Genomic DNA, 26,827 nt, shown 5'->3' with positions numbered 1-26,827 from the left:
AGTGCCCGACATGGACCCCGCCGCTGCAAGCCTTTGCGATCCGTCGTATCGTGCGGCGCTTCACCCACAAGCCAAGGAGATCACCGATGAAGCTCTACTACAGCACCGGCGCCTGCTCGCTGTCCCCCAACATCGTTCTGCGCGAGGCGGGCCTGCCCTTCGATCTGGTGCTGGCCAGCACCAAGACCCACAAGCTGCAGGATGGCACCGACTACTACACCATCAACAGCAAGGGTTATGTGCCGCTGCTGGAGCTGGACAATGGCGAGCGCCTCAGCGAGGGCCCGGTGATCCTGCAGTACGTCGCCGACCAGGCGCCGGCCAAGAACCTGGCGCCCGCCGCCGGCACGATGGCCCGCTACCGCCTGCAGGAGTGGCTGAACTTCATCAGCACCGAGCTGCACAAGGGCTTCTCGCCGCTGTTCAACCCGGCCATGCCCGAGGAGGCCAAGGCGCTGGCTCGTGACAAGGTCAAGCAGCGCCTGAGCTGGGTCAACGGTCAGCTGGAAGGCAAGCAATACCTGATGGGCGATGCCTTCAGTCTGCCCGACGCCTATCTGTTCACCGTCGCCCGCTGGGGCCAGTATGTGGGCGTGGACATTGCCGATCTGCCGAATCTGGTGGCCTTCATGGCGCGGATGTCAGCGCGTCCTGCGGTGCAGGAAGCGCTGAAGGCAGAGGGCTTGTCTTAAGTCTTTTTGCCAGAGGGCTTCAACACCCCCTCGCAAGTCGCCCGCTGGGCGTCCTTGCTGTCCAGCTTGGCGCAGACGCCGTCGAGCTGGGCCTGCAGGCGCTTCAGTGCGGCGGCGTGCTTGCCGTCCTGGTTCCAGCTGTTGAGCTTGGCGCCGACGCGTTGCAGTGAGCGGGCGCTGCGTTCGTAGAACGCGGCCTTGTCCTGGCCGGCTTCGGTCAGCAGCTGGGCGGCGGCCTTCTCGATGCGGGCGGCCTCGGCCGGGGCCAGGTCCACCAGGGCCGTCAGGTAGTTGGAGCCCCACTGCAGCCGCGTGGCCGGGCCCTCGCTCTTGTTGAAGGCCTCCTCATACCACTTCAGCGCCTCGTCCTTGCGGCCCTGCTTCTTGGCATTGCTGCCCAGCTGGCTCATCAGATAGTAGGGCGAATGGCTCTTGCCCAGGCTGGCCTTGAGCAGCGCGTCCGACTCGGCCCACAGCCCGGCCTGGCCCAGCACATAGGCGTCGGAGGTAATGACGGCCTGACGCTCATAGCCGTCGGTGATTTCGCGGTCGTCGCGGGCGGCATGTTCGCGCAGGCTGGTCAGCAGGGCGGCGGGCATCTGGGCCTGCACCTGGGCGGCGTCCTTGGGCAGATCCAGCCTGGCCAGGTCGACGCGGGCGCCCAGCGCGGTGATGCGGTCGGCCCGTGAAAGGCCGGTATCGGCCTGCAGCTTCTGCAGCGCGGTATCGAAGGCGACCAGCAGGGCCTTCTTGTCGGCGCCTGCGGCGACCAGGGTCTGCACGATGGCCGGTGCGTTGTTGACCAGCACGTCCATCTGCACGCGGGCCGAGGCCGGATCGGCCAACACGGCCATCACGCGGTCGCGCACGGCGGCATCGGGCTTCAGGCCCTTGGCCTCATTGCTGGCGGCCAGCGCCTTCAGCCACAGCCGTGTCGTCGTGGCGGCCTCGCCGCTGGCATTGGCCACGGCCAGCTGGGTCAGCATGCCGGGCAGTTCGGCCGGGGGCACCAGCTGTTGCTCGTCGGTCTCCCAGGAATAGAAGGCCAGCAGGCGCCACTCATTGGCGGCCAGCGGCTTGCCGGCGCGGGCATCGGCCAGCACCGACTTGACCGGCCGGCCGCCGGCCAGGCCGACCTGCAGCACCTGCATCACCTGGGCCGCATCGGCCTCGCCGGGCAGGCGGGTCAGCTCGGCGCCATCGGCGTTGAACAGGATCATCGTCGGGTAGCCGCGCACCTTGAAGCGGGTGCCGAGCTTTTGCGCGCCGGGTAGGTCGCCATCGATGTTGACGGCCACGAAGGCACGCGAGCGCTCGATGAAATCCTGGCGGTTGAACAGCGTCGCCTTCAGCTGGTTGCAGGGGGGGCACCACTTGGCCCCCCAGTACAGCAGCACCGGCTTCTTCTCGCCGCGCGCCTGGGCAAAGGCGCGCTCGATGTCGGCGTCACCGGCGGCGGCCTGCCAGGCGACGCTGGGGCCAGTGGCACTTGAGGCGGCGATTGCAGGGTGTGCCAGGCTCATGGCCAGCAGGGCGGCGGCGGCGCCGTGGTTCAGACGGAAGCGAAAGCTCATCAAGGACTCCATAGGCTTGTGGCCATGTTCGGGACTGCCGCGCATTGTGCTTGTTTTGTGACAGCGACGCTGGATGCCGGACTGGGGCGCCTACCAATAGACAGGGGCGTGACGGCTGCCTAAGCTCCCCGGCTGGTCTCAAACCTACAAGAACGCCATCGGGTTTGTTGGGCATCCTCCGGGGATGACTCGATGCGCACAGGGGCTGCTCATGTTGCATCAACGTTCTCTGGCCGTTGCTCTCACGGCAGGCGTCGTGCTTGCCGTGCTGACGGTGCTGATGTCGGCCTGGCTGCTGGCTTCGCCGCTGCCCTTGGGCCTGGCCGCGAGCTGGGGCCTGCCGGCGGCCTGGCAAGCGCATCCGGCCGTGCAGTTCGCGCTGGCCGATCTGCTGTGGTGCCGTCTGCCGGTGCTGTTGCTGGCTTGCTTGTTCGGCCTGGTGCTGGTGAAGAATCTGCAGGGCCCGCCCAGCCATCTGCTGCTGGCCTGCGCGCTGCCCTGGCTGGCCTATGTGCCGATGTCGCTGCTCGGCCCGCATCTGCATATGCCCTGGTTGCGCCTGCTGGGTGTTGCTGGCTGGGCCCTGTTGCCGGTGCTGTTGGGGCTGTGGCTGGCCGGGCGCAGCGCCACACGCGCACCGGCGCCGCTGTCGTTCCGCCGGCCGCAGGTGGGCATGCGCCGAAGCGCATGACAGACCCGACCCGGCTCGATCACGCGCTGGCCCTGCTGCGCGCCCAGGCCCGGCCTGAGGCCCTGGACGCGATGGCCGGCTTTGGCTTGACCGGCGAAGGCCGTCTGGGCCTGGCCGTACCGACGATGCGCGCCCTGGGCAAGCAGCTGGGCACCGATCACGACCTGGCCCTGGCCCTGTGGGACACCGGCATCCCGGACGCGCAGATCGTCGCCAGCCTGGTGGCCGATCCCAAGCTGATGACGGCTGCGCAGATGGATCACTGGACCCAGGGCATGCAAGCCTGGGATGTCTGCGACCAGGCCTGTCTGAACTGCTTCCGGCGTTCGCCGCTGGCCTGGAGCTGCGTGCCGCGCTGGGCGCAGGCGCAGGACTGCTTTGCCAGGCGCGCCGCGTTCTCGCTGCTGGCGGTGCTCGCCGTCCATGACAAGCAGGCGCCCGATGCACGCTTCACCGACTGCTTCCCGCTGATCGAACAGGCCGCCGACGATGAGCGCAACTTCGTCAAGAAGTCGGTCAACTGGGCGCTGCGCCAGATCGGCAAGCGCAATGCGGCCCTGCTGCCGCAGGCGATCACGCTGGCCGAGCGGCTGAAAGAACAGCCTTCGAAGAGCGCGCGCTGGATCGCGGCCGATGCCCTGCGCGAGCTGAAGGCCCGCGCCGGCTGAACTACCGCGGTTCGGGCTCCGGCACCGGCGTTGCATTCGTGAACTGGGCCAATGCCACCCCGCCCAGCGCCACGGCCGCGCCGAGCAGCTTCGGGACCGTGAAGCTCTCGCCGGTGCTGAACCAGGCGGCCAGACCGGCGATCGGCGGCATCAGATAGATCAGCGGCGCGGTGCGCGCTACGCCGCGCTGGGCATTGACCCAACCCCAGGCCAGCCAGCTGACGAAGCCGATGCCGACAATGCCCCAGGCCGCGCCCAGCCACAGCAGCGGCGAGACGGCGGCCCAGTTGACTGTGCGCGCCACCGGCCAGCAGTACAGCACCACCGGCAGGGTGGTGATCAGGCTGGCGTAGCACATCACCGGCACCGCGCCATGGCGGGCGATCAGCGGCTTGGCGGCTACCGTGTAATACGAGAACAGCGCGGCCGCGGCCAGCAGCACCAGATCGCCGCCGCCGGCGCGCCAGTCGGCGGCCAGCAGCTTGTCCGACATGAACAGCAGCGCACCGAGCGCCGCCAGCGCCATGCCCATCAGCTGGGGCCGGCGCAGCCGCTCCAGACCGTAGAAGCGCAGTATCAGCAGGGTGAACACCGGGCCGCAGGCCAGCAGCACTGAGCTGGAGAACGGCGTGGACCAATGCGTGCCGTAGCTGGACAGGGCCAGGTGCAGGCCCTGGCCCAGGAGGCCCAGCCGCGTCAGCGCCCAGAGGTCGGCTCGCGACACGCGGGGCCACTTCAGCCCGTAGCGCTGCAGCAGCAGTCCGAGCACCAGCAGCGGCATCGCCGCAAAGCGCAGGAACAGAAAGCCCTCGGGCTGCATTGCCGTCAGCAGGGCCTTCTGGATCGGGAAGTTCAGGCCCCAGAACAGCACCACCAGCAGGCCGACGAGCAGGGCGTGACGTGTGGCGGAGGGCGGGATGTCGGGCATGGTGTGATCTTGCCGCAGACCGGGCGGGCATTGCGGCGAGGAGCGCACAGCGGGGTCAGGGCCTGTCGATGCGCGAGGCCGGGCAGGCGTCCAGGGTCAGCGTCAGCGCGTCCAGGAACACCCGTGTCTTGGCCGGCATCAGCCGCCGGCCGGGGAAGACGGCCCAGGCCACCGCCGGCTCGGCCATCCAGCCTGGCAGCACGCGGGCCAGCTGGCCGCCGTTGATCATGGGCTCGACGATGAAGTCGGCCAGGGTGGTCACGCCACAGCCGTTCTGCGCCAGGCGCATCAGCACATCGGGCGAGTTGGCCAGCGTGCGGCTGACCGGGTTCGTGATCAGTGCGCCGGGTTCGCTGCCCTCCAGCGGCTGCAGTCGCCAGGGCAGCGCTTCGCCGGTGCGGCTCATCAGCATCAGCGCATGCAGGCGGTTGAGGTCGTCCGGCGTTGTGGGCGCTCCATGCGCAGTCAGAAATGTCGGCGATGCATAGAGGCCGACCCTGAACACGCCCAGGCGCTTGGCCGTCAGCAGGCTGTCCTCCGGCAGATCACCCATGCGTATGGCCAGGTCGAAGTTCTCGCCGATCAGATCGACCCGGCGGGCCGACAGGTCCAGCTCCAGCGAGATCGCCGGGTGCGTCTTCACGAACTCGGCCAGCATGGTCTGCAGGGCGGTGTTGGCGAAGTCGGCCGGCATGGACACGCGCAGCCTTCCGCTGGGCAGGACCTGCCGATGCTGGGCCAGGGCCTGGGTCTGCTCGACCTCGCACAGCACCTGGCGGGCATGTTGCAGCACCTTGTCGCCAAACTCGGTGATCAGCAATTTCCGGGTGCTGCGCTGAAGCAGGCGCTCACCTAACTCGGTTTCCAGCGCGGCGATCCGGCGCGACACCGTCGACTTCGGCAGCTTCATGCGCTCGGCCGCACGGGTGAAGCTGCCGGCATCGGCGACCTGGGCAAACATCAGCAAGTCATTCGGTTCCATGGCGGGGCGGGCGGTTGTGGCCGGGCAATTGTCTCACCAGGCGAACAATGAATGCCAATCTAATGTCTTTTGTTCTTCAGGCGTGAGGAATAAATTATCCCTAACGCGACGCACAAGGCTCACAGCAGGCGCCGCAACCACCGGCAATCCCGAAAGGCTTGAACCATGAACATCCTGCAAATCAACACCAGCGCCCGTGTTTACGAGAACAACCAGGGTTCGCAATCGACCCGCCTGGCCAATGAGCTGGTCGCCAAGCTGGCGGCCGCGTCGCCGGACGCCAAGGTCACCGTGCGTGACCTGGCCCGCCAGCCTCAGCCGGCGCTGGACGAGACGGCGCTGCAGGCGCTGTTCACGCCCGCCGAGCAACGCTCGCCCGAGCAGGCCGCACGCGCCGCGCTCGACGATGCGCTGATCGCCGAAGTCCAGGCCGCTGACGTGCTGGTGCTGGGTGTGCCGATGTACAACTTCGGCGTCAGCTCGCAGCTGAAGAACTGGATCGACGCCATCGTCAAGGCGCGCACGACCTTCCGCTACACCGAGACCGGCGTCGAGGGTCTGCTGCCCGGCAAGAAGGTCTATGCTGTGCTGACCCGCGGCGGCAAGTACCGCGACCAGCCGGCCGACTCGCAAGTGCCCTATCTGCGCACCGTGCTGGGCTTCGTTGGCATGACCGATGTCGAGTTCATCTACGCCGAAGGTCTGGCGATGGGCCCGGACGCTGAAGCGGCCGGCCTGGCCGAGGCCCGCGAACAGATCGCCGCATTGTGAAACTCCAGAAAGGTTTTGTATGAGCACCGCAACCGTCACCTCTTCGATCACCAGCCCGCGCACCGTGGAGCGCCAGGTCTTGGGCCAGGCCACCAGCGACGGCGCCGGGGTCAAGCTGACGCGGGTGCTCACGCAAGACCTGCAGCGCCGCCTCGACCCCTATCTGATGCTCGATGCCTTCGGCAGCGACAAGCCCGGTGACTACATCGCCGGCTTTCCCGACCATCCGCACCGCGGCTTCGAGACCATCAGCTACATGATTGCCGGGCGCATGCGCCACCGCGACAGTGCCGGCCATGAGGGCCTGCTGGAAAACGGCGGTGTGCAATGGATGACCGCCGGCCGCGGCGTGATCCACAGCGAGCTGCCCGAGCAGGAGGAGGGCGTGATGGAGGGCTTCCAGCTCTGGCTGAACCTGCCTTCGGGCGACAAGATGCGCGAGCCCTGGTACCGCGACTTCAAGAATGCCGAGATCCCCGAGTTCAAGACCGAGGGGGTGACCGGCCGCGTGATCGCAGGCGAGAGCCATGGCGTGACGGGCGCCGTGCAGCGCGACGGCACCGAGCCGCTGTACCTGGATCTGCATTTGGAAGCTGGTGCGAGCTTCGAGCAGGCGCTGCCGGCCGAGCACAACGCCTTCATCTACGTCTATCGCGGTGGCGTCACCGTGGGCGACACCGAGGTCGCGACGCAACGGATGGCCATCCTGAAGAACAGTGGCGATGGTCTGCGCCTGCAGGCCGGCGCCGAGCCGACCCGCGTGCTGCTGATCGCCGGCAAGCCGCTGAACGAGCCCATCGTCCAGTACGGCCCCTTTGTGATGAACAGCAAGGAGCAGATCTACCAGGCGGTGCAGGACTTCAACGCCGGCAAGCTGGCCTGATCAGGCCACGCTGAAGGCCAGCGTCTGGCCGTCGTGCGGCGCCAGCAGACGCTCGCCCAAGCCCAGCCTGGCTGCTTTCTGCAGCAGGCTGGCGCGGGTGCCGGGGCAATGGTCCAGCGCCTCCAGATGGTTGGCCAGCACCCGGCCGCCGAAGAGCTGGGCCGCCTGGCAGACCTCGTCCTCGGTCATCAGGATGTCGCCACCCAGATCGAAGCGCGCACCGCCGGCCGGCAGCACGGCCAGGTCGGGCCGCAGCCGGCTCAGGGTGTCGCGCACGGTGTCGGTCAGCACCGTGTCACCGGCCAGATAGACCGAGGGCTCGCCCGGCAGTTCGATCAAGTAGCCGTGGCCATGCTCCATCAGCCTGCCGACCAGACCGTGGCCGTGGATGCAGGGGATGGGCGTGATATGGCCGTGGAAGAAGGGCTGGCGGCGCACGCCGTCGAACACCTTGGCCTGCAGGCCGCACTCCTTCAGATAGGCCTCGTCGCGAGGCATGCACAGCACCGGTAGCCCGCGCTCGCGCAAGAAACGCTTGCCCGCCCGGTCCAGATGGTCGAAGTGGCCGCGCTGGCAGTGGGTGATCAGGCCGTGGGTGGCACGCCGCAACAGCGCGTCGCTGCCCTCTGGTAACTCCACCAGCGGGTTGCGGCGGCGCTGGCCGCCCAGGTATTTGAGTGTCGGCAGGCCGCCTTGCGGGGCCAGCATCGGGTCCACCAGCAGGGCCACCGGCTGGCCGGCGGATGCGAACTCGAGCAGGACGGTGGCGTTGCGCAGCTGGGTGATCTTCATGGGGGTGATTCGGGTAGCGACTGAGGCCTCGATTGTGGAAATCGGGCCCGGCCCGCACAATGGCAAGAAAGGAGTCATTCCTTGCAATTCTTGCCAAGCACTTCGGTTACACCCCAACGCTGCCTGAGACTGGGCCTGCTGCTCTATCCGCAGTGCATGCCGGCCGGGCTGTTTGCCGTGGCCGATCTGGTGGCCGCCGCCAATTTGCGCGCCGGCCGCGCGCTGTTCGAGATCCGCTGGCTGAGCCAGGATGGCCTGCCGGTGACCTGCGCCCATGGACAGACCTTGTCAGCACAGGCCTCGCTGGCGGCGGCTGAGGTTGATGCCGTGCTGGTGCCGGGCCTGTGGACCTCGGCCGAGGCCGATCTGCTGACCTTTCTGCAGGCTCAGCCCGGCTTGGTCGCCGCGCTGAAAGGCCTGCCGGCCGGCACCGCACTGTGGAGCTACTGCACCGGCGTGGCCCTGCTGGCCGCCAGCGGTCGGCTGGCCGGGCAGCCCGCCACCGCCACCTGGTGGCTGGCGCCCTTGTTGGAGCGTCTGTTCCCGCAGGTGCAATGGCATTTCGACGAACCGCTGGTGCTGGGCGAGCAGGTCTGCACGGCGGCCGGGGCCAGCGGCCATCTGCCGCTGATCCTGCAGCAGCTTGCCCGGCGCATGGACGAGGCCCAGCTGCGCGAGCTGCAGGAGGTGTTGATGCTGCCGCAGCCGCGCCAGCGCCATGGCGCCTTTCGCAGCGTCGAACTGCTGACCCTGCAGGATCCCTGGCTGCGTCGGCTTCTGCTTTGGGCCCAGCGCACACCGGCGATGGACTTGAACCTGCAATCGGCCGCGAGCCAGATGAACAGCTCGCCGCGCAGCCTGTGTCGCCACGTGCAGCAGGGCACCGGCGTGGCGGCCGGCGAGTGGCTGCGACTGATCAAGCTGCGTCAGGCCGCCGAGCGGCTGGCCCGCGGCACCGAGCCGGTGAAGACGCTTTGCGAGGCGCTGGGCTTCAGCGGCGAGGCGGCGCTGCACCGCATGTTCAAGCGCGCCACCGGCCTGACGCCGGCGGCCTACCGGCGCGCCTTCGGTGCTTCGGCGTGAAGATCACTCGATGACCTTCACCCCTTTCCAGAACGCCATCCGTCCCTTGATCTCGGCCGCGGCCTCGGTGGGCTCGGGGTAGTACCAGACCGCCTCCGGGTTCATCTCACCATTGACGAACAGCGAGTGGTAATAGGCCTGGCCCTTCCACGGGCAGCCGGTGCGGTGGTTGCTGAAGCTCAGGTATTCCTTCTTCACCGAGCCTTCCGGGAAGTAATGGTTGCCCTCGACGACCACGGTGTCGTCGCTTTCGGCGATCACGACGCCGTTCCAGACTGCTTTCATATGTGCCTCTCCTGTTTAGAGCCAAATGCCTACTTGCTCGCAAGCCCCAGTGTCAGTCTCCGGGCAGCAGCCTACGATGGCCGATTGTCATACCGAGGCGCCCATGAGCACACCTTACCCGCATTTGCTGGCACCGCTGGATCTGGGCTTCACCCAGCTGAAGAACCGCGTGCTGATGGGCAGCATGCATACCGGGTTGGAAGACGGGCGCAAGCATTTCGAACGGATGGCCGTGTATTTTGCCGAGCGCGCGCGTGGCGGCGTGGGGCTGATCGTCACCGGCGGCTTTGCACCCAACATCGAAGGCTGGGCCAAGCCCTTCGCCGGCACGCTGGCGACCCATGGCGCGGCGCGGCGCCACCAGGCCATCACCCAGGCCGTGCATGCCGAGGGCGGCAAGATCGCGCTGCAGATCCTGCATACCGGCCGCTACGGCTACCACCCGTTGTGCGTGGCGCCCTCGCGCATCCAGTCGCCGATTTCGCCGTTCACGCCGCGCGAGTTGAGCGTGCGCGGCATCGAGCGCCAGATCCGTGCCTTCGTGCGCTGCGCCAAGCTGGCCCGCGAGGCCGGCTATGACGGCGTCGAGGTGATGGGCTCCGAGGGCTATTTCATCAACCAGTTCCTGGTCACGCACACCAATCAGCGCACCGACGACTGGGGCGGCTCCTATGCCAACCGGATGCGCCTGGCGATCGAGATCGTGCGCCGCACGCGCGAGGCCGTGGGCCCGGACTTCATCATCATCTACCGCCTGTCGATGATGGACCTGATCCCCGACGGCAGCAGCTGGGAGGAGGTGGTCGAGCTGGCCAAGGCCATCACCGCGGCGGGTGCCACCATCATCAACACCGGCATCGGCTGGCACGAGGCGCGGATACCGACCATTGCCACCAGCGTGCCGCGTGCCGCCTTTGCCAATGTGACGCAGCAGCTGCGCAGCGAGCTGCGCGCGGCGGGCATCAACATCCCGCTGATCACCAGCAACCGCATCAATATGCCCGAGGTGGCCGAACAGGTGCTGGCCGATGGCTGCGCCGACATGATCAGCATGGCCCGACCGTTCCTGGCCGATGCCGAGTTCGTCAACAAGGCCGCGCAGGGCAGGGCGGACGAGATCAACACCTGCATCGCCTGCAATCAGGCCTGCCTGGACCACACCTTCGCGCAGAAGATCTCGACCTGCCTGGTCAACCCGCGCGCCGCCTACGAGCAGGAGCTCGTGATCAGGCTGACCCCGGCCAAGAAGCGCTTTGCCGTGATTGGTGCCGGGCCCGCCGGTCTCGCCGCGGCCACCACCCTGGCCGAGCGCGGCCACGAGGTGCATCTGTATGACGCGGCGGCCGAGATCGGCGGCCAGTTCAATATGGCGCGGCAGATCCCGGGCAAGGAGGAGTTCGCCGAGACCCTGCGCTACTTCCGCCGCCGTATCGAGCTGACCGGCGTGAGGCTGCACCTGAACACCCGCATCAGCGCCGAGGCCCTGATCGCAGAGAAGTTCGATGAGGTGCTGCTGGCCACCGGCGTGACGCCGCGCAACCCGCGCATCCCGGGCCAGGACCACCCCGAGGTGGCGCACAAGGTCTTGAGCTATATCGATGTGCTGCTGCACAAGAAGCCGGTGGGGCCACGTGTTGCCATTGTCGGCGCCGGCGGCATCGGCTTCGATGTGGCCGAGTACCTGGTCGAACAGGGCCACTCACCGGCGCTGGACCTGCCGGCCTGGCGCCGCGAGTGGGGTGTGGCCCAGCCCGGCGAGGTGCGTGGCGGTGTGGTGCGCGCGGCACCTGGCGAGCCGGCACGCGAGGTAGTGCTGCTGCAGCGCCGCGCCGGCAAGCTCGGCGCCACCCTGGGCAAGACCACCGGCTGGATCCATCGCTCCACGTTGAAAATGAAAAAAGTGGAAATGGTGTCAGGTGTCAACTACGAGGCCATCACCCCCGAAGGCCTGATGGTCAGCTATGGCGAGCAACGCAAGGATGCGCAATTGATCACGGCCGACACCATCGTGCTGTGCGCCGGCCAGGAGCCGCTGCGCGAGCTCGAAGCGCCCTTGAAAGCGGCTGGCATCAAGACCCATCTGATAGGCGGCGCCCATGAGGCCAGCGAGCTGGATGCCAAGCGGGCCATTAACCAGGGCACGCGTTTGGCTGCTGTGTTGTAAGTGCTTTCCCTAGACCCTATCAAGACCGGACCCCCACCGCCGATAGGCCAGGCTCCACAGCCGGGCCACGAGCCCGTGCGTGGAGCGATGGACAGTCTTTCGGGACCATAGACCGGCGGCCGTAGAAGCGCTGGCAACCCGAAAGTCGGCGTGCACCACGCATCACCGGATGGAGGGCTCGTTGGGAACAGAAGCTGCAAGAAACAAGCGCTGGGTCACGGCGGGCCGCAAGGCTGCCTGTTTGCTCGCCTGTCTTTGGATGGCGCCCTGCCGTGCCGAGGCCTGGACGGACGGGCGCTCGGGTGACTGGTGGATGCTGGCCTTGAGCGGGGTGCTGCTGCTGGCGGTGCTGCACGAGCAGGGCCTGCTCAAGCGTTGGGGCCAGGCCTTGCAGCTGGCGCGCCAACGCTCGCTGAGCCTGAACCTGCAAAGGGCCATGGCGCCCGCCGAAGCCGCCGCGCTGCCGGCGCCGGACCTGTTTGACGACCCGGAGCTGCCCGCCCAACCGGCCTTCAAGCCAGCCGCTCCGGCCCAGGCGCTGAAGCGCGCCGCCAGCGTGTTCGAGCATTGTGGCGAGGGCATGTTTGTGGCCGACGCCCAGTGGCGCATCCAGGAGGTCAACACCGCCCTGTGCGCGCTGACCGGCTGCGTGCGCGAGGAGCTGCTGGGCCGCGCGCCCGAGCTGCTAAGCGTCGCGCTGCGCGAGGAAGTGATGCGGCTGGGCAAGTGGAGCGGCGAGATCATCGAGCGCCACAAGAGCGGCGTGCTGATCCCGCTGTGGGCCACCGTGGTGCGCGTGCCCGCGGCCACGCCCGAGGCCGAACCCGAGTACGTGGCCGTGCTGGCCGACATCTCGCGCATCAAGAAGAGCGAGGCGGCGCTGAAGCACCAGGCCCTGCACGACCCGCTGACCGGTCTGCCGAATCTGGCCCTGCTGCGCGACCGCATCGAGCGGCAAATAACAGTGGCCCAGCGCGAGCACACCTGCGTGGCCGTGCTCTACGTCGATCTGGACAGCTTCCGCGACATCAATGACAGCGCCGGCCACGCCGCCGGCGACGAGGTGCTGAAGATCGCCGCCGCCCGCTTCCAGGATGTGGTGCGAGCCAGCGACTCGGTGGCCCGCGTCGGCAGCGACGAGTTCGTCGTCGTGCTGTGCGGCCTGGTCGACGAGGAGTCGGCGATGCGTCTGGGCGAGCGCCTGATCGAGGCCATGCAGGCACCGATACAGATCGGCGAGGCCCGCTTCAATATCGGCGCCTCGATAGGCCTGGCCCTGTTCCCGGCGGACGGCATCACCGTCGATGACCTGCTGCGCAATGCCGATGCCGCGATGTGCCGGGCCAAGGTACAGGCGCGCTGCACGGTGCAGGCCTACCGGCCCGAGCTGACGCGCGCCGTGCAGCAGCGCGTCGAGCTGACCCATGCAATGCGCCAGGCGCTGGAGGAGGGCCAGTTCTATCTGCACTACCAGCCCCAGGTGCGCCTGTCCGACGGGCGGCTGATCGGCGCCGAGGCGCTGCTGCGCTGGCAGCACCCGACGCGCGGCAATATCTCGCCGGTCGAGTTCATTCCGCTGGCCGAGAGCAGTGGCCTGATCGTGCCCCTGGGCCGCTGGGTGCTGCACGAGGCCTGCCTTCAGGCCACGCGCTGGCTGGGCGCGCCTGGCCAGCCGCAGATCGTTGCCGTCAATGTTTCAGCGCGGCAGATGCTGCAACCTGACTTCGTGCAGATGGTCGAGGCCACGCTGACCGCCACGGGCTGCCCGCCGCAGGCGCTGGAGCTGGAGGTGACCGAGAGCATGTTCCTCGACGACGCCGACAAGGCCATCCACCTGCTGACCCAGCTGACCAGCCGCGGCGTGCGCGTGGCCATCGACGATTTCGGCACCGGCTATTCCTCGCTGTCCTATCTGAAGCGCATGCCGGTGCAGACCCTGAAGATCGACCGCAGCTTCGTCCGTGACCTGCCCGGCGACGGCAATGTGGCCGCCATCGCCCGCACCGTCATCGCGCTGGCCCGCACCCTGCGCCTGGACGTGCTGGCCGAGGGCGTGGAAACCGAGGCCCAGGCAGCCTGGTTGCGTGACGAGGGCTGCGACTGGGCCCAGGGCTACTTCTATGGCAAGGCACAGGCACCGGAGTTGTTTGCCTTGTAAACGATCGGGTAGAGTGGGTCGAAAATCGGAGACAGCATGGGCCCTCTGCCAAGACCAACAGACGAATTCATCCAGCGCGATACCGGCTTGCATGCGCCGGCCCTGACGCCGGACTACAAGACCAGCGTGCTGCGCTCGCCGCGCCTGGCGCTGATCTCGATCGAGCAGACGCTGTCGGAGATCACCGCGCCAGCCTTCCAGCCGGAAGAGCTGGGCCCGCTGGACCACGACCTGATCCTGAACTTTGCCAAGGACGGCTTGCCTATCGGCGAGCGCATCATCGTCCACGGCATCGTCCGTGACGAGCTGGGCCGGCCGGTGCCCAACGCGCTGGTCGAGATCTGGCAGGCCAATGCGGGCGGGCGCTATCGCCACCGCAATGACAAGTACCTGGCGCCGATAGACCCGAACTTCGGCGGTTGCGGGCGTTTGCTGACCGATGCCAATGGCTATTACGTATTCCGCACGATCAAGCCCGGGCCCTACCCTTGGCGCAACCGCATCAATGACTGGCGGCCCTCGCACATCCATTTCTCGCTGATGGGCGATGGCTGGGCCCAGCGCCTGATCACGCAGATGTATTTCGAGGGCGATCCGCTGATAGCCGACTGCCCCATCGTGCGCACCATCCCCAGCGAGGAGCAGGTGCGCGGCCTGATTGCCGTGCAGGACCGCGCCGCCTTCGTGCCACTGGACAGCAGGGCCTACCGCTTCGACATCACGCTCCGTGGGCGTCGAGCCACCCTGTTCGAGAACCACGTGCAAGGAGCAACGGCATGAGGTACCCAGAAACGGCTTCGCAAACCGGCGGCCCCTACGTCCACATCGGCCTGGCGCCCCAGCAGGCCGGCTTCGACATCTTCAAGAACAACTTCGGCGCCAATCTCTGCGCGCCGGCCACCCTTGGCGAGCGCATCGCCATCGAGGGCCAGGTGATCGATGGCTCCGGCGCGGTGCTGCGCGATGTGCTGCTGGAGATCTGGCAGGCCAATGCGGCCGGCAAGTACGCTCATCCCGGCGATCTGCAGGCCAAGCCGCTGGACGACGCATTTCGCGGCTGGGGCCGCGGCGGCGCCGACTTCGACACCGGCCTGTACCGCTTCGACACCATCAAGCCTGGGCCGGTCGTCGGCCGCAAGGGCCAGATGCAGGCGCCGCACATCAATGTCTGGGTGGTCGCCCGCGGCATCAATATGGGTCTGAACACACGGCTGTATTTCAGTGACGAGGTGGCGGCCAACGCGGCCGACCCGGTGCTGAACAGCATCGAATGGGTGCAGCGCCGGGCCACGCTGATCGCCCAGCGCGGCGAGCGCGACGGTCTGGCCGTCTATCGATTTGATATTCGCCTGCAGGGCGAGGGCGAGACGGTGTTCTTTGATATTTGATGCTTCCTGGCTGCCGCTGTTCTGGCGCGGCGTGACCCGCCTGGGCGAGGCCCAGATCCTGTTGCCCGCCGCCCTGCTGGCCGCGGCCTGGCTGTCCTGGCGGGTGCGTGCCGGCCAGGCCGCCCTGATGTGGCTGGTGCTGCTCAGCGCCGCCGCGGGCCTGACCACGGCCACCAAGGTCGCCTTCATCGGCTGGGGCCTGGGCAGCGCGGCCTGGGACTTCACTGGCATCTCCGGCCACGCGATGTTTGCCGCCGCAGTCCACCCGCTGCTGCTGCGGGTGATGGCCACCAATGCCCCGCCGCGCACCCAGTCGCTGGCGATAGCCACCGGCTTCGCCCTGGCCCTGCTGGTGGCCCAGTCGCGCTTGGAGGTGCATGCCCATTCGGTCTCCGAGGTGGTCACAGGATTCGGCCTGGGCGCCGCCGTCAGCCTGGCCGTGCTCGGCTGGCAGCACATCCCCAAGATGCACGCCCCGCCCTGGGTGCCGCTGCTGCTGCTGGCCTGGCTGATGGCCCTGCCGGCCGGCGCGCCACCGTCGCGCACCCATGACATGGTGACGCGGCTGTCGCTGAAGCTGTCCGGCCGCCATCAGGCCTTCACCCGTCATGATCTGCACAAGCCGCCGCCGCCGGCCTTGCCCCGCCATCCCTTGGCGCTGGCCGGTGCCTGAGCGCTTCATTGCAGGCGCTGGCCGCTGAGGGCCAGCCAGTCGTCGCGGGAGAGCGGCAACTCCTGCACCAACAAGCCGGCCTTCAGCTCACGGCTGGAGTCGAACCAGGCGTAGTGCCGTTCGACCACCGGGACTGCGGCTTGCGCGGCTTCGTTTGGCTTGCCGGCCAGCGCTACGATGGCGGGTTCAGCGGCGTGGCGCCTGGCGCTCAGGAATTGCAGCATGGTGGCCTCCCTTGGTTTGACCTGTTTGTTGCGATGGAGCCATCTTCTCGCTGGCCGCATCTGCACTCCATCACCACAAGGGAGGGTCGGTGGGGGATGAGGTGGAGCACGGCACCCCCTTTCGGGGTAGCTATCCCCCTGGGTAAACCCGGCTCGCTAACTCGTTAGCTCGGCGTCTGACCAAGCAATCGGAACGGATTCAGAAGGTTCACACCGGTACCGGTGAAGTCCGCCGTGTTTCGCGTCACCACCGTGAGCCCGTTGACCAGCGCAATGGCGGCGATCTGCTTGTCCAGCTCGTGCTCCGGGTGCGGCACACGCAGGCGGCCCCACACCTGCGCCGCGTCGGCGTCCAGCGGCAGGATGCTGCCGGCGTACTGGTCCAGAACCTCGTCCAACCAGAGGGCCAGTATTTCGGCTTGCTGGGTGTCCCCGCGATGGCGTATCAGCTCCACACCACGGCGCAGCTCACCTACCGCGATGACAGACAGATAAGCAGGTATTTGATCTGCTGTGATGCGTGCGAAGAAGTCGATCACACCCGGGTCGGCCTTGGCCCGCTTGCGCGCCTCGCTGATGACGTTGGTGTCAATCAAATACACGTGGCGCCTCGGCGGACGACTGGGCCCGGGCGAAGTCGGCGTCGGTGCCCACCTCCGGCATCGACGCCAGCACCTCGGCAAAGCTGCGGCGCCGCGGGCGGGTCAGTGCCGCAGCCAGGATCTCGCGGTGCTCGGCCTCGGCGCTGCGGCCGTGGGCGACGGCCTGCTCCTTCAGCGCCTTGACCAGGGCATCGTCGATGCCGCGAACCAGCAAGTCAGCCATGATGTGCCTCTCTTACCAGAATTGATATCAAAGATAGCATTCGTCGGCCGTCGGGTCAAATCGCGGATCCGCACCTCACAGCGCCAGCGCGCTGGTGTTCTTCACCTCTTCCATGACCGCATAAGTGCGCGTCTCCCGCACGCCGGGCAGGCTCCAGATTACCGACGCGAGCAGGGCGCGGTAGGCGGGCATGTCGGCGACGCGGGTCTTGATCAGGTAGTCGAAGCCGCCGGCGACCAGATGGCATTCGAGGATCTCGGGGCGCACCTGGACGGCGGCCTTGAAGTTGTCCATCACGTCGGGGGCGGTGCGGTCCAGGAGCACCTCGATGAAGACCATCATGCCGGCGCCCAGCTTGGCCGGGTTCAGCCGCGCCTCGTAGCCGAGGATGTAGCCGTCGCGGGTCAGGCGCTTGACCCGCTCCAGCACGGCGGTCGGCGACAGGTGCACCGTCTCAGCCAGCTTCAGATTGGAGATGCGGCCGTCGGCCTGCAGCGCGCGCAGGATGCGCAGGTCGATGCGGTCGATGTCGCGGGCGGCGCCGAACTGGTCGTCGCTCTGGTCTTGTTCGCTGGACATGCTAGATTTTTCTCCGGGCAGGCGGCATAAAGCTGAATTTAATTCATGGGCACCCCGCATATTCTCCTGATTCTCACCAGTTGACTGCCACACCATGAACAGCTTCGCCCTGCCTCCCGAGCGCACCCGCCTGCCTTTTCCCTACCGCGACGAGCAGGCCGTGCTGCAGGACCTGATAGCCAGCCTGGGTGAGGGGTTGGACTGGTCGCGGGTGATAGACACCGCCGGCCCCTGGGTCGAGGCGGTGCGCGCCAACCCGGCGCCGTTCTGGGCCATGGAGTCGCTGCTGCGCGAGTACCCGATCACCAGCGCCGAGGGTCTGGCCCTGATGCGCCTGGCCGAGGCGCTGCTGCGCGTGCCCGATGCACCCACCGCCATCGCACTGACCGCCGACCAGCTGGGGCGCGCCCAGTTCGATGGCGCCTCGGACGGGCCGCACAAGATGCTGGCCAGCCTGTCGGCCTCGGCGATCTCGCTGTCGAAGAAGTTTCTGCCCGATTCCGATGGCGATGGTGGCCTGTTCACCCGGCTCGGCGCGCAGACCGTGGTCGCCGCCACCGTGCGCGCCATCCAGCTGCTGGGCCGCCAGTTCGTGCTGGGCCGCAGCATCCAGGAGGCGATGCGCGAGGCGGCCGACCAGCGCCGCGAGGCCCAGGAAGCGCAGGGCCGCCCCAAGCTTCCTGACTCCCCCTCGGGGGGGCGGTCGGCGCGAAGCGACGGCCTTGGGGGCCAATATCCCATGCTGAGATTCAGCTACGACATGCTGGGCGAGGGCGCCCGCACCGAGCATGACGCCCAGCGCTACCAGGATTCCTACATCGCGGCCATCAAGGCCATCGCTGCCGGCAGCAAGGCCGAGGCGCCCGAGACGGCCGACGGCATCTCGATCAAGCTCAGCGCGCTGTTCTCCCGCTACGAAGTGCTGCAGCGTGAGCGCGTGTTCGCCGAGCTGCTGCCCCGCGTCTGGCAGCTGATCGAGCTGGCCGCCAACGCCAATATCAACCTCACCATCGATGCCGAGGAGGTGGACCGACTGGAGCTGTCGCTGGACGTGCTGGACACCCTGGCCGAGCAGATCGCCAAGACCTATCCGCAGTGGCGCGGCTTCGGCCTGGCCGTGCAGGCCTACCAGACCCGCGCGCAGGCCGTCATCCACGAGGTGGCCGCTATCGCCCGCAAGCACGGACTGCGCTTCATGGTGCGTCTGGTCAAGGGCGCCTACTGGGACGGCGAGATCAAGCGGGCCCAGGAGTTGGGCCTGGAGGCCTATCCGGTGTTCACGCACAAGCAGCACACCGATGTGTCCTATCTGGCCTGCGCCAAGGCGCTGATAGCCCATGCCGATGTGATCTACCCGCAGTTCGCCAGCCACAACGCCGGCACCATTGCCGCCATCGTGCTGATGGCCCGCGCCGCCAATGCCAAGTTCGAGATGCAGCGCCTGCACGGCATGGGCGAGGGCGTCTATCGCGAGGTGCTGAAGGATGGGTCCATTCCTTGCCGCGTCTACGCCCCGGTCGGCGAGCACCGCGATCTGCTGGCCTATCTGGTGCGCCGCCTGCTGGAGAACGGCGCCAACTCGTCCTTCGTCCATCAGCTGGCCGACGTCAATGTGCAGGTACCCGAGCTGCTGGGCTCGCCGATCAGCCTGGTGCAGCCCACCGGCGCCTTGCCGATGCCGGTCGATCTGTACCGGGATGCCCAGGGCCGCGGCCGTGCCAACTCCACCGGCGCTGACCTGACCGCGCCGGCCCAGCGCGAGCCGCTGCGCCGGGCGCTGGAGCAGCATGCCCTGCGAGCCGTGCCCGAGGCCACCAGCTTCGATGTGGATGAGGCGATGGCCCGGCTGCAGGCCGGCTTTGCCGGCTGGAATGCGACGCCGGTGGCCGAGCGTGCCGCCATCCTGCGCCGCGCCGCCGACGCACTGGACGCCCGCCTGGCCGAGTTCTGCGCGCTGCTGGTGAAGGAGGCGCACAAGACCCAGGCCGATTGCGTGGCCGAGGTGCGCGAGGCGGTCGACTTCCTGCGCTACTACGCCGACCAGGCCGAGCTTGAGGCCCCGCGCATTCAGGGCCGCGGCGTGTTCGTCTGCATCAGCCCGTGGAATTTCCCGCTGGCGATCTTTGCCGGCCAGGTCGTTGCCGCGCTGGTGACGGGCAACACGGTGGCCGCCAAGCCGGCCGAGCAGACACCCTATGTCGCGCTGAAGATGGTCGAGCTGCTGCAGCAATGCGGTCTGCCCCGTGACGCACTGGCGTTGCTACATGGCCCCGGCGAGACGGTCGGCGCCGGCCTGGTGGCTCACCCACATACCGCAGGCGTGTGCTTCACCGGCTCCACGGCCGTGGCCCACATCATCAACCGCACGCTGGCCGCCAAGGAGGGCGCCGTCGTGCCGCTGATCGCCGAGACGGGCGGCATCAACGCGATGGTCGTCGACTCGACCGCGCTGCCCGAGCAGGTGGTCGATGCCGTCGTGCAATCGGCCTTTCGCTCGGCCGGCCAGCGTTGCTCGGCGCTGCGCCTGCTGTGCGTGCACGAGAGCATTGCCGACGGCCTGATAGCGATGCTGCGCGGCGCACTGCAGGAGCTGTGGGTCGGCAACCCGGCCGAACTGGCCACCGATGTGGGTCCGGTCATCGATGACGAGGCCTATCAGGGCATCACCGCCCAGGTCGAACGGCTGAAGCGTGAGGCGAAGCTGATCGCCGAGGGCACCATCCACGACGCCGTGCCGCGTCTGGTCAAGCCGGTGGCCTTCGAGATCAACAAGATCGCCGACCTCGGCCAGGAGATCTTCGGCCCGGTGCTGCATGTGCTGCGCTGGGGCGGCGAGGCCGACACGGTGATCGAGCAGATCAATGCGCTGGGTTACGGCCTGACGCTGGGCATACAGACCCGCATCGACAGCCGGGCGCTGCGCCTGGCCGCCAAGGCTCAGGTCGGCAATGTCTACGTCAACCGCAACATCATCGGCGCCGTGGTCGGGGTCCAGCCCTTTGGTGGCGAGGGCATGTCGGGCACCGGCCCCAAGGCTGGCGGCCCTCACTATCTGCACCGCTTCTGCGCCGAGCCGGCGCCGAGCACCCAGGCGATGAGCGGCCTGATCTCGGGCGTGGCGGCCCCCGCTGATTTGAACGGGCGTCTGGCCGCGCTGCAGACGGCACAGGCCGCCTGGGCCGAGGTCGAGCTGGCCCAGCGTGTGGCCGTGCTGGAGCGCACCGCCGATTCACTTGAGCCCGGCGCTGCCGCTGTGGTGCGGGCCCATGCCTTGCAGGCCCGCCACGGCCTGGCGCCGCTGGCCCTGCCCGGCCCCACCGGAGAAAGCAATGAGCTGCGCCTGCATGGCCGCGGCGTCATCGCCGTGCTCAGCGACGGTGCCGATGTCGCCCAGCTGGCCGCCGCCCTGGCCGGCGCGCTGGTGGCAGGCAATAGCGTGGCCTTGCTCGGCAACGGCCGCTGCGAGACGCTGCGCCAGCAATTTGTCGCCGCCGGCCTGCCTGCGGCTGTGCTGACGGTGCTACCGGTGGATGCCGCCGCCGCACTGCTGGGCGCGTCGGCGCTGGCCGGCGTCTGCGTGGCCGCCAACGATGTGGGCCTGGTCCGTACCGTGCTGCGCCGCCTGGCCCAGCGCAGCGGCGCCATCCTGCCGCTGATCAGCGCTGCCGAGGCCGCCAATCCGCGTCAGCAGTACCGCTTCGCGGCCGAGCAGACCTTGACCATCAACACCGCCGCGGCCGGGGGCAATGCGGCGCTGCTGGCCGGCACGCACTGAGCCGGCCGGGCCTCACAACCAGGAGCTGATCTGCTCCAGTGGCTTCTTGATGCCGCCATGCACCGGCACCTGGCAACCGGCCTTCGGATGGCCGACGACCAGCAGGATGACCGGCTTCTCGTTGTCCGGGCGCATGCAGATGCGGTTCAGGAAGCCCATCGGACTGGGCGTGTGCGTCAGGCTGGCCAGGCCCGCCTCATGCAGCGCACTGATCAGGAAGCCGGTGGCAATGCCCACAGACTCGGGCACGTAGTAGTGGCTGAAGCGCTCACCGCTGGCGTCTATGCCGTACTTCTGCGCAAAGATGCAGATCAGCAGCGGCGCCTCCTCCAGAAAGGGCTTGCTCGCGTCGGTGCCCAGCGGCGCCAGCGCGCGCAGCCATTCCTCGGGGGCGCGGCCGGCGTAGAAGGCGCGCTCTTCCTCCTCGGCCGCGGCGCGAATTTCCTGCTTGCGCGCGGTGTCGGTGATGACGGCGAAGTGCCAGGGCTGCTGGTTGGCGCCCGAGGGCGCGGTGCCTGCGGCGAGCAGGCAGTGCTCGATCACGGCGCGGTCCACCGGCCGACTGTCGAAGTCGCGCACGGTGCGGCGGCGCAGCAGGCTCTGGTAGCGGGCCTGGGCGCGTTCCAGCATTTGCGCCGGGCTCAGTTCCTGATAGTGGGGCAGCGCCTCCATGACGGGCGGCGCGAAGGTGGTGGTCATGTGCTGTCTCCCTGACAGGTGGATTTGACGGTGAAAGCGGTCTTGGCCGCGATTTCTGGGCGCCAGCATAGCGCCGGAGACGCGAAACTCACATCGGCAGTGCCCCTAAACTTGCCGACTCCCTCAAGCGTGGATCTCGGCGATATGAACACCTGCATAGCATTCATCGGCGGCGGCAATATGGCCAGCGCCATCATCGGCGGCCTGCTGAAGGCGGGCCACGCCGCCGCCGACTTGCTGGTGGTCGAGCCCTTCGAGGCGCAGCGCGCCAGGCTGGCGGCCGACTTCGGTCTGCAGCCGCTGGCCGCGGCCGATGCCTCGCTGCAGCGCGCCGGCCTGGTGCTGTGGGCCGTCAAGCCGCAGCTGTTCACCGAGGCGTCCCTGCCGTGCCGGCCCCATGTGCAGCAGGCCTTGCAGCTGTCGGTGATGGCCGGCATACGCAGCGAGGGGCTGGTCGCCGCGACCGCTGCGCAGCGTGTCGTGCGCGCCATGCCCAACACGCCCGCGTTGATCGGACAGGGCATTGCAGGCCTGTATGCGCGCCCCGAGGTCACGGCCGCCGACCGCGCGCTGGTCGAGCAGGTGCTGCGGCCAACCGGCACCACGCTGTGGGTGGAGCGCGAGGCCGATCTGGACGCCGTGACGGCGCTGTCGGGCTCCGGCCCGGCCTATTTCTTCTACATTGTCGAGGCGATGATGGCCGCCGCCATCGAGATGGGGCTCTCGGCCGAGCAGGGCCGCCAGCTGGCGCTGGCCACCTGCGCCGGCGCGGCCGCGCTGGCCCTGCAGTCCGACGAGTCGCCGGCCACGCTGCGCGAGCGCGTCACGTCCAAGGGCGGCACCACCTACGCGGCGCTGAGCAGCCTGCAGGCCGATGGCGTGGGCGCCGCGGTGCAGCGGGCCGTGCTCGCCGCTCAACAGCGTGCCCGCGAGCTGGGCGACGAGTTCGGCAACTGAACAGGGCCGTTGAGCATCATGGGAATAGCAAGCCGTGAAGGCCTGCGCGACTGGCTGCGCGCGCCCGGTTCGCTGAGCCGGCGCCTGGCGCGCCTGGGCCAGCGCTTCGAGGTGCAGGTGCTGAGCCAGCGCACCCAGCCGCTGCGCAGCCATGAGCGCCTGGCGCTGGGCCTGCCTCGGCGGGGCTGCACCCTGGTCCGTGAGGTCTTGCTGCGCGTCGATGGTGTGCCCCTGGTCTGGGCCCGCTCGGCCCTGCACAAGTCGGCGCTGGCCGGGCCCTGGCGCGCGCTCAAGGGGCTGGGGCCGCAGCCGCTGGCGAACCTGCTGTATGCCGACCGCCGCGTCGTGCGCAGCGAGTTGCGGCCGCGTCGCCTGGCCCGTCACGGCCACACGCGCCGCCATCTGCAGCGCCAGTGGCTGGCGGCCACCGGCAGCCCACCTTCGGCGCAGATGCTGTGGTCTCGCAACTCGGTGTTCCGCCGCGGCGGGGCGCAGCTGCGGGTGATGGAGTTGTTTGCGCCTGGGCTGGCGAAGTACCGGCCCTGAGTCAGGCAGCGATTAAGCTATGGCAGGCTTTTCATGGCTGTGGGATTGTTCGGGAGACGCTTGATGCGCAATCGGCTTGCAGTCCTTGCCTGCTTGATCTGGCCCTTGGGGTCGGCCCTCGCGGCCGACCCCGGTTACTACCTGGTCAGCGTGTATGAGAACGAGGGCGAGGCCTCGATCGACTACCGCTACTGGACCGTCAAGTTCCCCGGGCGGCCGGTCCAGACCTGGCCGGAGATCGGCTTCGGCTACGGCGTCAGCAAGCGCTGGTACACCGAGCTCTATGCCAGCTTCATCGGCGGCACCGGCGTGGCCACCAAGCTGAGCACCCTGAACTGGCAGAACGACTATCTGCTGACCCAGGGCCAGTATCCTTTCGACCTGGCCGTGCACACGAATCTGATCTGGAACCGCGATCGCGCTGATGGTGTGGAGATCGAGATCGGGCCGGCATTGCAGACCGACGTCGGCCGCACCCAGCTGAATGCCAATGCGTTCCTTGAGCGCCGCTTCGACGGTGCCGTGCCCGGCCCGACCAAGATGAAGTACCAGTGGCAGGCCAAGTACCGCTGGAAGCCCTGGCTGCATGTCGGCCTGCAGGGCTTCGGCGAGCTGGGACCCTGGGACCACTGGTCGCCCCACGCCCGGCAGTCGCATCGCGCCGGGCCGGTGTTGTCGGGCAGCTGGGACGTGGGCGCCAGGCAGCAGATCAAATATCAGGCGGCATGGCTGAACGGCAAGATCTACGGCCGCCCAGGCAGCATGTTTTCGATGCGCCTGCAGTACGCGTTCTGAGTCGGCGCTCCTTGTTCAGCGACCCTCGGCACTGCGTCGGTCGCGTTCGATCCAGGTCTTGAAGTAGGCCGGAGCCGCTGCGGCACTGCCGCCACCCCACAGGTCCATGGCCTGCCCTGCACTCAAGCGCGCTGCGGCGTCGCGACCCAGCATGCGCTGAGCCTGCGCCTGCTCGCCCAGGGCCTGGGCCATCATCCAGCGCAGATTGGCATTGTCGGGGTTGTCCGGCAGGCGCTTCAGCAGGGCCTGTGCCTGCTCGGCATAGCTCAGCGCTTGCTCGGCGTCTGAAGGTCGCGAACTGTGGGCCCTGGCATTCCAGATCAGCGCCTCGGCACGCCAGCGCGTCATATAGAAGTCGTGATGCAGCTCGGCGCTGTCGGGTAGTCCCCGCAGGGCATTCAGCAGGGCCAGGCGGCTGGCCGCGCCGGGCTCGGCTAGGTGCAGTGTGCGCGCCCGAACCAGCTGCAGCAGTGCCGCATCACGGCTGGCGGCGCGATTGGCGCCATCCTGGCGATTGATTTTGTGCAGGATGAGCCCGGCCTGGTCCAGCCATTGCAGACCCTCCTTCGGCCGGCCGGCCGCGCTCAGCGCCGCGGCCATCACCGATCGCGTCATGGCGGCCTGCTGTTGGAAGTTGCCGTTATTGGGTTCCAGCGCGCTGATCCTGTCGCGCAGTGCGATCAGCTGCCGCCCTTGGCGCACGGCCTCGTCACCATCACCGTTCAGCACCGCCCAGCTCGCCAGACCGTTGCGCGCCCAGGCGAGCTGATTCAGCCACTGGGGCGATTCGGGCTCGCTGGCCACCAACTGCTCGAACAGCGCCAACGCTTCCAGCCATTGTGTGCCGGCTTCGGCCACCCTACCCAGGCAGGCCTGACTGTAGTTGCCGCCCAGCACCAGGGCCATGCGGCCCTTCAAGGTGGCAAGTTGCGAGATCGCTTCCTTGTTGCCCGGCGCCAGTGCCAGCGCCCGGGCGCTCAGGCGCCGGCCCTCCTCCAGCGCGTCGAGAGCCCGCTGCAGACGGCCTGCTCGGCTGTGCAGCAGGGCCCGGCCCTGCCACATCTCGGTGGCGTTGTTGAGGGCCTCCAGCTCGCGGTTGCTGCTGTCCAGATAGCTGGGCAGCAGGGCCAGGGCCTTGTCCAGATTCTGCTCAGCCAGGGCCAGGCGTTCCTGGCTGGGCGAGAACGCATCGCCCTGAAGTGCGGCGATACGGGAATACGACTCGGCCAGTTCGCGGGCCAGGCGGCGGTCCTGGCCCAACTCCTGGTTGAGTCCGTCCAGATAGCCGACCGCATCGCCGAGCAGGGCCTCGCGCACCTGGGTGGCGCCGGGCAGGCTGGCGATCTGGTCGTGGTAGTTGAAAACCAGCTTGTTGGCCAACTGGCGCACCTGGGCAAAGCGGCGCTCGGCCTGGGCCCGGGCCAGCTGGGCCTCCTGCATCTGCCAGGCGGTGCCTATCAGCCCTCCGATCAGGGCCAGCAGCGCCACGCCGCTCAATGCCACCGGCAGGCGATGGCGGCGTATGAAATGGCCGGTCACATAGCCCCAGCTGGGCGCCCTCGCGCTGACCGGATAGCCGCCCAGATAGGCGCGTACATCGCCCGCCAGCGCATCGACGCTGGCATAGCGCCGCTCCAGCGGTTTCTCAAGCGCCTTGAGCACGATCTTGTCGAGATCGCCGCGCAGGCGCTGGCGGGTGGCCAGCCAGTGTGCATCGCTGACCACCTCCGGCCCCAGGGTGCTGGGTCGGGTGGGCGCCTCCATCAGCACGCTGTGCGCGGCCTCGCCCGGTGTGCTGGCCTGCCGTCCATAGGGGCGAACGCCGGTCAACATCAGGTACAGCAGCACGCCCAGCGAATAGATGTCGGTGGCCGTGTTGACCGGCTCGCCACGCACCTGCTCGGGGCTGGCGTAATGCGGCGTGTAGGGGCGCTCGCCGACCCGGGTCTGGCCGGCATCGGTGCCGTCGAGCGGGTCCAGCGCCTTGGCGATGCCGAAGTCCAGCAGCTTGACCTGGCCCTGCTCGTTAACCAGCACATTGCCGGGCTTCAGATCGCGGTGCACCAGCAGATTGCGGTGCGCATAGGCCACCGCATCGGCCAGTTGCAGGAACAGCTGCAGGCGCTGCTCCAGGGCCAGTCCCTCGCAGGCCTGGTCCAGAGGCCGGCCCTGCACCAGCTCCATCACGAAGTAGGGCAGGCCCAGCTCGCTGAGGCCGGCGTCGAACAGGCGCGCGATATGCGGGTGCTCCAGCCGCGCCAGCGTCTGCCGTTCCTGGGCGAAGCGGGCCAGCACCTGGGCCGAGTCCATGCCGCGCTTGAGCAGCTTGACGGCAGCCAGGCCCTCGTAGGCCCCGTCGGCGCGACGGGCACGGAACACCTCGCCCATGCCGCCGCTGCCGATGGGCTCCAGCAATTCCCAGCTGCCACAGCGCATACCCGGCCAGCCGCTCCGGCCCAGCTCGCGGAGCGTGGGCGCCGGCTGCTCCAGAAACCCCGGGGCGGCCTCATGCCCGCCGGTGCTATGGGCCAGCAGCGACAGCAGCTCCTCGCGCACCTCGGGCGCCAGAGCCTGCTCCCGCACCCAGGCCTCGCGCTGCGATTCGGGCCGCTGCAACGCCTCGTCAAACAGCGACTTGACGAGGCTCCAGCGTGCGGAATCGGTGGGCAGGCTCATGCGGCGGCAAGCTCCATGA

General features: G+C 68.3%; 26 protein-coding genes. 15 read left to right on the top strand and 11 right to left on the bottom strand.

Features of this window, described 5'->3' with window-relative positions; genetic code table 11:
* Positions 1-86 precede the first annotated feature (86 nt).
* A complete protein-coding gene (gene gstA, locus DES47_RS06775; protein ID WP_133699926.1) occupies positions 87-692 on the top strand; it encodes a glutathione transferase GstA in 606 nt (201 codons plus the stop codon).
* Here the strand turns inward: gstA and DES47_RS06770 are convergent.
* Positions 689-2,266, bottom strand: a complete 1,578-nt coding sequence (locus DES47_RS06770) for a thioredoxin family protein (protein ID WP_243748197.1) — start codon at positions 2,264-2,266, stop codon at positions 689-691. The genes gstA and DES47_RS06770 overlap by 4 nt on opposite strands.
* A 211-nt stretch (positions 2,267-2,477) precedes the next feature.
* Here DES47_RS06770 and DES47_RS06765 point away from each other — a divergent pair, with 211 nt between their 5' ends.
* Both DES47_RS06765 and DES47_RS06760 read left to right on the top strand, forming a co-directional pair.
* A complete protein-coding gene (locus DES47_RS06765; RefSeq protein ID WP_133699925.1) occupies positions 2,478-2,957 on the top strand; it encodes a hypothetical protein in 480 nt (159 codons plus the stop codon).
* On the top strand, positions 2,954-3,625 hold the full coding sequence (locus DES47_RS06760) for a DNA alkylation repair protein (protein ID WP_133699924.1): 672 nt from the start codon (positions 2,954-2,956) through the stop codon (positions 3,623-3,625). Before DES47_RS06765 ends, DES47_RS06760 begins: the two co-directional genes overlap by 4 nt.
* A 1-nt stretch (position 3,626) precedes the next feature.
* Here DES47_RS06760 and DES47_RS06755 read toward each other — a convergent pair whose 3' ends face one another.
* Positions 3,627-4,553, bottom strand: coding sequence for a DMT family transporter (locus tag DES47_RS06755; RefSeq protein ID WP_133699923.1), 927 nt, complete (start codon positions 4,551-4,553; stop codon positions 3,627-3,629).
* Positions 4,554-4,608: 55 nt separating this feature from the next.
* Positions 4,609-5,514 carry a LysR family transcriptional regulator gene (locus DES47_RS06750; RefSeq protein WP_243748196.1) on the bottom strand — a complete coding sequence of 302 codons (906 nt, stop codon included), beginning with the start codon at positions 5,512-5,514 and terminating at the stop codon, positions 4,609-4,611.
* 186 nt (positions 5,515-5,700) lie between these two features.
* Here DES47_RS06750 and DES47_RS06745 point away from each other — a divergent pair, with 186 nt between their 5' ends.
* Both DES47_RS06745 and DES47_RS06740 read left to right on the top strand, forming a co-directional pair.
* On the top strand, positions 5,701-6,306 hold the full coding sequence (locus DES47_RS06745; protein ID WP_133699921.1) for an FMN-dependent NADH-azoreductase: 606 nt from the start codon (positions 5,701-5,703) through the stop codon (positions 6,304-6,306).
* A 19-nt stretch (positions 6,307-6,325) separates the two neighbouring features.
* On the top strand, positions 6,326-7,189 hold the full coding sequence (locus DES47_RS06740) for a pirin family protein (protein ID WP_133699920.1): 864 nt from the start codon (positions 6,326-6,328) through the stop codon (positions 7,187-7,189).
* Here DES47_RS06740 and DES47_RS06735 read toward each other — a convergent pair whose 3' ends face one another.
* Positions 7,190-7,981 carry an MBL fold metallo-hydrolase gene (locus tag DES47_RS06735; protein ID WP_133699919.1) on the bottom strand — a complete coding sequence of 264 codons (792 nt, stop codon included), beginning with the start codon at positions 7,979-7,981 and terminating at the stop codon, positions 7,190-7,192. It lies immediately after the preceding gene.
* Between the two features lie 81 nt (positions 7,982-8,062).
* On the opposite strand from DES47_RS06735, the gene DES47_RS06730 reads away from it, so the two are divergent.
* On the top strand, positions 8,063-9,064 hold the full coding sequence (locus tag DES47_RS06730; protein WP_243748195.1) for a GlxA family transcriptional regulator: 1,002 nt from the start codon (positions 8,063-8,065) through the stop codon (positions 9,062-9,064).
* A 3-nt stretch (positions 9,065-9,067) separates the two neighbouring features.
* Here the strand turns inward: DES47_RS06730 and DES47_RS06725 are convergent, their stop codons facing one another.
* Positions 9,068-9,349, bottom strand: coding sequence for a DUF427 domain-containing protein (locus DES47_RS06725; RefSeq protein ID WP_133699918.1), 282 nt, complete (start codon positions 9,347-9,349; stop codon positions 9,068-9,070).
* 103 nt (positions 9,350-9,452) lie between these two features.
* Between DES47_RS06725 and DES47_RS06720 the strand changes: the two genes are divergently transcribed.
* The 5 genes from DES47_RS06720 to DES47_RS06700 all read left to right on the top strand — a co-directional run bounded on the left by DES47_RS06720 (position 9,453) and on the right by DES47_RS06700 (position 15,732).
* A complete protein-coding gene (locus tag DES47_RS06720) occupies positions 9,453-11,513 on the top strand; it encodes an NADPH-dependent 2,4-dienoyl-CoA reductase (protein ID WP_133699917.1) in 2,061 nt (686 codons plus the stop codon).
* A 241-nt stretch (positions 11,514-11,754) separates the two neighbouring features.
* The gene (locus DES47_RS06715; protein ID WP_133699916.1) at positions 11,755-13,671 is read left to right on the top strand and encodes a putative bifunctional diguanylate cyclase/phosphodiesterase; all 1,917 of its coding nucleotides are present in this window, start codon (positions 11,755-11,757) and stop codon (positions 13,669-13,671) included.
* A gap of 36 nt (positions 13,672-13,707) precedes the next feature.
* A complete protein-coding gene (pcaH, locus tag DES47_RS06710; RefSeq protein WP_133699915.1) occupies positions 13,708-14,451 on the top strand; it encodes a protocatechuate 3,4-dioxygenase subunit beta in 744 nt (247 codons plus the stop codon).
* Entirely contained in the window at positions 14,448-15,059 is a 612-nt protein-coding gene (gene pcaG, locus DES47_RS06705; protein WP_133699914.1) for a protocatechuate 3,4-dioxygenase subunit alpha, read from the top strand. Before pcaH ends, pcaG begins: the two co-directional genes overlap by 4 nt.
* A complete protein-coding gene (locus tag DES47_RS06700) occupies positions 15,049-15,732 on the top strand; it encodes a phosphatase PAP2 family protein (RefSeq protein ID WP_133699913.1) in 684 nt (227 codons plus the stop codon). Before pcaG ends, DES47_RS06700 begins: the two co-directional genes overlap by 11 nt.
* A gap of 5 nt (positions 15,733-15,737) precedes the next feature.
* Here the strand turns inward: DES47_RS06700 and DES47_RS06695 are convergent, their stop codons facing one another.
* From DES47_RS06695 to DES47_RS06680, 4 genes are all read right to left on the bottom strand, one after another.
* Positions 15,738-15,956, bottom strand: a complete 219-nt coding sequence (locus DES47_RS06695) for a hypothetical protein (RefSeq protein ID WP_133699912.1) — start codon at positions 15,954-15,956, stop codon at positions 15,738-15,740.
* 164 nt (positions 15,957-16,120) lie between these two features.
* Positions 16,121-16,558: a type II toxin-antitoxin system VapC family toxin gene (locus DES47_RS06690; RefSeq protein ID WP_133699911.1), complete on the bottom strand. Its 438-nt coding sequence runs from the start codon at positions 16,556-16,558 to the stop codon at positions 16,121-16,123.
* A complete protein-coding gene (locus tag DES47_RS06685) occupies positions 16,545-16,781 on the bottom strand; it encodes a FitA-like ribbon-helix-helix domain-containing protein (RefSeq protein ID WP_133699910.1) in 237 nt (78 codons plus the stop codon). The genes DES47_RS06690 and DES47_RS06685 overlap by 14 nt, the downstream gene beginning before the upstream one ends.
* Before the next feature lie 75 nt (positions 16,782-16,856).
* Positions 16,857-17,360 carry an Lrp/AsnC ligand binding domain-containing protein gene (locus DES47_RS06680; RefSeq protein WP_133699909.1) on the bottom strand — a complete coding sequence of 168 codons (504 nt, stop codon included), beginning with the start codon at positions 17,358-17,360 and terminating at the stop codon, positions 16,857-16,859.
* Between the two features lie 94 nt (positions 17,361-17,454).
* On the opposite strand from DES47_RS06680, the gene DES47_RS06675 reads away from it, so the two are divergent.
* The gene (locus DES47_RS06675) at positions 17,455-21,135 is read left to right on the top strand and encodes an L-glutamate gamma-semialdehyde dehydrogenase (RefSeq protein WP_133699908.1); all 3,681 of its coding nucleotides are present in this window, start codon (positions 17,455-17,457) and stop codon (positions 21,133-21,135) included.
* A 12-nt stretch (positions 21,136-21,147) separates the two neighbouring features.
* Here DES47_RS06675 and DES47_RS06670 read toward each other — a convergent pair whose 3' ends face one another.
* Positions 21,148-21,834 (bottom strand): nitroreductase family protein, encoded by a 687-nt coding sequence (locus DES47_RS06670; protein WP_133699907.1) that lies wholly within the window; start codon positions 21,832-21,834, stop codon positions 21,148-21,150.
* Between the two features lie 144 nt (positions 21,835-21,978).
* Here DES47_RS06670 and proC point away from each other — a divergent pair, with 144 nt between their 5' ends.
* From proC to DES47_RS06655, 3 genes are all read left to right on the top strand, one after another.
* On the top strand, positions 21,979-22,791 hold the full coding sequence (gene proC, locus DES47_RS06665) for a pyrroline-5-carboxylate reductase (protein WP_133699906.1): 813 nt from the start codon (positions 21,979-21,981) through the stop codon (positions 22,789-22,791).
* An 18-nt stretch (positions 22,792-22,809) separates the two neighbouring features.
* Positions 22,810-23,337, top strand: coding sequence for a chorismate--pyruvate lyase family protein (locus DES47_RS06660; protein WP_133699905.1), 528 nt, complete (start codon positions 22,810-22,812; stop codon positions 23,335-23,337).
* Positions 23,338-23,442: 105 nt separating this feature from the next.
* Positions 23,443-24,132: a hypothetical protein gene (locus tag DES47_RS06655; RefSeq protein WP_243748194.1), complete on the top strand. Its 690-nt coding sequence runs from the start codon at positions 23,443-23,445 to the stop codon at positions 24,130-24,132.
* 15 nt (positions 24,133-24,147) lie between these two features.
* On the opposite strand, the gene DES47_RS06650 is transcribed toward DES47_RS06655, so the two are convergent.
* Positions 24,148-26,808 carry a serine/threonine-protein kinase gene (locus DES47_RS06650; RefSeq protein ID WP_133699903.1) on the bottom strand — a complete coding sequence of 887 codons (2,661 nt, stop codon included), beginning with the start codon at positions 26,806-26,808 and terminating at the stop codon, positions 24,148-24,150.
* Positions 26,809-26,827 lie beyond the last annotated feature (19 nt).

It is taken from the genome of Roseateles toxinivorans (assembly GCF_004362525.1).
Lineage (GTDB): Bacteria > Pseudomonadota > Gammaproteobacteria > Burkholderiales > Burkholderiaceae_C > Paucibacter > Paucibacter toxinivorans.
The sequence above is the reverse complement of the archived record's forward strand: the minus strand, read 5'-3'. Positions and strand labels throughout refer to the sequence as shown.

Bases quoted from the DNA above. Each gene is read 5' to 3' on its own strand.
- pcaG (WP_133699914.1), top strand. From the start codon at position 14,448: ATGAGGTACCCAGAAACGGCTTCGCAAACCGGCGGCCCCTACGTCCAC.
- DES47_RS06765 (WP_133699925.1), top strand. From the start codon at position 2,478: ATGTTGCATCAACGTTCTCTGGCCGTTGCTCTCACGGCAGGCGTCGTG.
- DES47_RS06755 (WP_133699923.1), bottom strand. From the start codon at position 4,553: ATGCCCGACATCCCGCCCTCCGCCACACGTCACGCCCTGCTCGTCGGC.
- DES47_RS06750 (WP_243748196.1), bottom strand. From the start codon at position 5,514: ATGTTTGCCCAGGTCGCCGATGCCGGCAGCTTCACCCGTGCGGCCGAG.
- DES47_RS06760 (WP_133699924.1), top strand. From the start codon at position 2,954: ATGACAGACCCGACCCGGCTCGATCACGCGCTGGCCCTGCTGCGCGCC.
- DES47_RS06695 (WP_133699912.1), bottom strand. From the start codon at position 15,956: ATGCTGCAATTCCTGAGCGCCAGGCGCCACGCCGCTGAACCCGCCATC.
- DES47_RS06725 (WP_133699918.1), bottom strand. From the start codon at position 9,349: ATGAAAGCAGTCTGGAACGGCGTCGTGATCGCCGAAAGCGACGACACC.
- DES47_RS06740 (WP_133699920.1), top strand. From the start codon at position 6,326: ATGAGCACCGCAACCGTCACCTCTTCGATCACCAGCCCGCGCACCGTG.
- DES47_RS06770 (WP_243748197.1), bottom strand. From the start codon at position 2,266: ATGAGCTTTCGCTTCCGTCTGAACCACGGCGCCGCCGCCGCCCTGCTG.
- pcaH (WP_133699915.1), top strand. From the start codon at position 13,708: ATGGGCCCTCTGCCAAGACCAACAGACGAATTCATCCAGCGCGATACC.
- DES47_RS06650 (WP_133699903.1), bottom strand. From the start codon at position 26,808: ATGAGCCTGCCCACCGATTCCGCACGCTGGAGCCTCGTCAAGTCGCTG.
- DES47_RS06675 (WP_133699908.1), top strand. From the start codon at position 17,455: ATGAACAGCTTCGCCCTGCCTCCCGAGCGCACCCGCCTGCCTTTTCCC.
- DES47_RS06745 (WP_133699921.1), top strand. From the start codon at position 5,701: ATGAACATCCTGCAAATCAACACCAGCGCCCGTGTTTACGAGAACAAC.
- gstA (WP_133699926.1), top strand. From the start codon at position 87: ATGAAGCTCTACTACAGCACCGGCGCCTGCTCGCTGTCCCCCAACATC.
- DES47_RS06680 (WP_133699909.1), bottom strand. From the start codon at position 17,360: ATGTCCAGCGAACAAGACCAGAGCGACGACCAGTTCGGCGCCGCCCGC.
- DES47_RS06670 (WP_133699907.1), bottom strand. From the start codon at position 21,834: ATGACCACCACCTTCGCGCCGCCCGTCATGGAGGCGCTGCCCCACTAT.
- DES47_RS06685 (WP_133699910.1), bottom strand. From the start codon at position 16,781: ATGGCTGACTTGCTGGTTCGCGGCATCGACGATGCCCTGGTCAAGGCG.
- DES47_RS06735 (WP_133699919.1), bottom strand. From the start codon at position 7,981: ATGAAGATCACCCAGCTGCGCAACGCCACCGTCCTGCTCGAGTTCGCA.
- DES47_RS06720 (WP_133699917.1), top strand. From the start codon at position 9,453: ATGAGCACACCTTACCCGCATTTGCTGGCACCGCTGGATCTGGGCTTC.
- proC (WP_133699906.1), top strand. From the start codon at position 21,979: ATGAACACCTGCATAGCATTCATCGGCGGCGGCAATATGGCCAGCGCC.
- DES47_RS06660 (WP_133699905.1), top strand. From the start codon at position 22,810: ATGGGAATAGCAAGCCGTGAAGGCCTGCGCGACTGGCTGCGCGCGCCC.